Here is a 2,289-nt window from a genome sequence, read left to right as displayed (position 1 = left end):
TCCTCCTCCTCTATTCGGTCTGCTGCGCGATCTGGGGCTCGACGTGGCTCGTGATCAAGATCGGCCTGGCCGACCTGCCGCCGCTGCGCTTCGCCGGCCTCCGGATGGCGCTCGCGTGCGCGATCCTGACGTTCTTCGCGTTCCGCGGCGCGGCGCGGCCGAAAGCCGGCGAGGTTCGGGCGATCGCGCTCGCCGGCTTCCTCCAGATCGGCGTCTCCTATGCGCTCGTCTTCGCGGCCGAGCGGACGATCGATTCCGGCATGACGGCGGTCCTCTTCGCGAGCTTTCCGATCTGGATCTCGCTCTTCGCTCACGCGTTCCTTCCGGGCGAGCCGCTCCGGCCGGCCGCCGTGATCGCCGCCGCGATCGGGCTGGCGGGTGTGGCTCTGCTCGAGCTCCCGGCCGTGGAGGCGGCGCTGGGCGGAGGAAGCTTCCCGATCGCCGCGCTCCTCCCTCTCGGGGCGTCGATCGCGTCCGCGTTCGCCAACGTCTGGATGAAGAAGCGGCTCGGAGGGGTCGCCCCGCGGGTGAACCTGTGGGGGCAGACCCTCGTCGGCTCGGCGTTCCTCCTCGGGATCTCCGCGCTCCTCGAATCGCATCGGCCCGCGCGCTGGACGCTTCGGGCCTTCGGAGCGCTGGCCTACCTCTCCGTGCTCGGAACCGTGGTCGCGTTCCTCGCGCTCTTCTGGCTGATTCCCCGCGTGCCGATGGCGACGATCGGCGCCATCCCGCTGATCGACACGCTCGTGGCGGTGACGCTCGGCGCCATCGTGCTCGAGGAGAGCGTCGGCTGGCGGTTCTTCGCCGGAGGCGCGATGATCCTCACGGGCGCCTCGCTCGCGACTCCGGGGGTGTTCGGCATTCGGCGGCGCGCCGCGTGATGCGGGAAACTAAGGAATGACCGGTTTCGTGACGGCCTGGAAAGAGTGGAGCGACTGCGGATCGACCTCGTCGAGAAACGCGGAGTTGTACCGGTAGCAGTCCCAGCAGAACCGCTCCGAGACGAGAAACTGGAAGTCGACGACGCGGCCGACTGCCGGAAAGTCGAGGATTTCCTTCCCGCACTGCGAGCAGGCTTCCTTGACGCCTTTGACGAGCTTCCAGACCGGTCCCACGCGGCCGATCATATCAGCGCCAGACGCGCGCGTCGGCCCGTGCGATACGCTTCGGCCGAGCGGAGGCGCCCATGACCGAGGATCGGATCGTCATCGAAACGCCCGACGGGCCGATGGAGGCGCACCGGGCGGCGCCCCCCGACGGCGACCGCGGCCCCGCCGTCGTCGTCCTCCAGGAGGCGTTCGGCGTCGACGACCACGTCCGCTCGGTCTGCCGCCGCTTCGCGAGGGAGGGGTACGTCGCGCTGGCGCCGGAGCTGTATCACCGGGAAGGGTCGGGGCGGACGTTCGGCTACGACGACTTCGCCGCCGTGCGGCCGCATCTGGCGGCCTTGACCAACGACGGCATCGCCTCCGACATCCGCGCGGCGCTCGGCGCGGTGCGCGCGGACCGGTCGGTCGACGGCGCCCGCGTCGCGGCCGTGGGTTTCTGCGCCGGCGGGTTCGCGGCGTTCCTCGCGGCCTGCCGGACCGACGTCGCGGCCGCCGTGTGCTTCTACGGCGGCGGCATCGTCCGCGAGCGGCCCGGGATGAAGCTCGCGCCGCTGCTGCCCGAGGCCGCCGGCGTCTCGTGCCCGGTCCTCGCGTTCTTCGGGGCCGAGGACGCGTCGATTCCCGCGGCGGACGTCGAAGCGATCGGCGCCCGTCTTCGCGCGCTCGGCAAGACCTTCGAGATCGTGTCCTATCCCGGAGCCGGCCACGGTTTCTTCAACGACGAGCGATCGTCCTACCGCGCCGACGCCGCCGTCGACGCGTGGCAGAGGACGCTCGACTGGCTGGAGCGCCGCCTGGCGGCGTGAGATCGAAGCCCGCTGGCGGCGAGAGCGGGAGACCTTAGTGCCCCTCCCCGGAAATAACGTGGCATTTGTTCGGAGCGCCGCGGGGTAAGCTGCCAGTCGCCGCGATGATGGCGATGCGTTGCCATCGTCGAGTCGCGGCGGCGCCGCAGATTGCCCCGGAGGCCGCCCGAAAGCATTTGAAGTGAGCGCGCAGAGCGCGCTACGGGCGCCCGCACATTGCGAACGATGGCGGCGTTGCGTCGCGGGCCCGATGCGAACGGCATCTGCTCCCGCCTGCGTGGCCGAAGCCACTTCGGCGCGGCGAAGGCCCGCGACGCGTTGGGAGCCCCGCCGGGGAGCCATGGGGGCTGCGTTCCGAGCGCCGCCGGGTCGCC

The 2,289-nt window shown here is 71.2% G+C and carries 3 protein-coding genes; 2 read left to right on the top strand and 1 reads right to left on the bottom strand.

The window, feature by feature from the left end; genetic code table 11:
* Positions 1-881: EamA family transporter (locus tag VKH46_02130; protein HKB69611.1), on the top strand; the 881-nt coding region annotated here is incomplete at its 5' end.
* A 9-nt stretch (positions 882-890) separates the two neighbouring features.
* Here the strand turns inward: VKH46_02130 and VKH46_02125 are convergent.
* Positions 891-1,115 (bottom strand): hypothetical protein, encoded by a 225-nt coding sequence (locus VKH46_02125; protein HKB69610.1) that lies wholly within the window; start codon positions 1,113-1,115, stop codon positions 891-893.
* Positions 1,116-1,186: 71 nt separating this feature from the next.
* Between VKH46_02125 and VKH46_02120 the strand changes: the two genes are divergently transcribed.
* Entirely contained in the window at positions 1,187-1,915 is a 729-nt protein-coding gene (locus VKH46_02120) for a dienelactone hydrolase family protein (GenBank protein HKB69609.1), read from the top strand.
* Positions 1,916-2,289: the final 374 nt, after the last annotated feature.

Source organism: Thermoanaerobaculia bacterium (assembly GCA_035260525.1).
GTDB lineage: Bacteria > Acidobacteriota > Thermoanaerobaculia > UBA5066 > DATFVB01 > DATFVB01.
The sequence above is the reverse complement of the archived record's forward strand: the minus strand, read 5'-3'. Positions and strand labels throughout refer to the sequence as shown.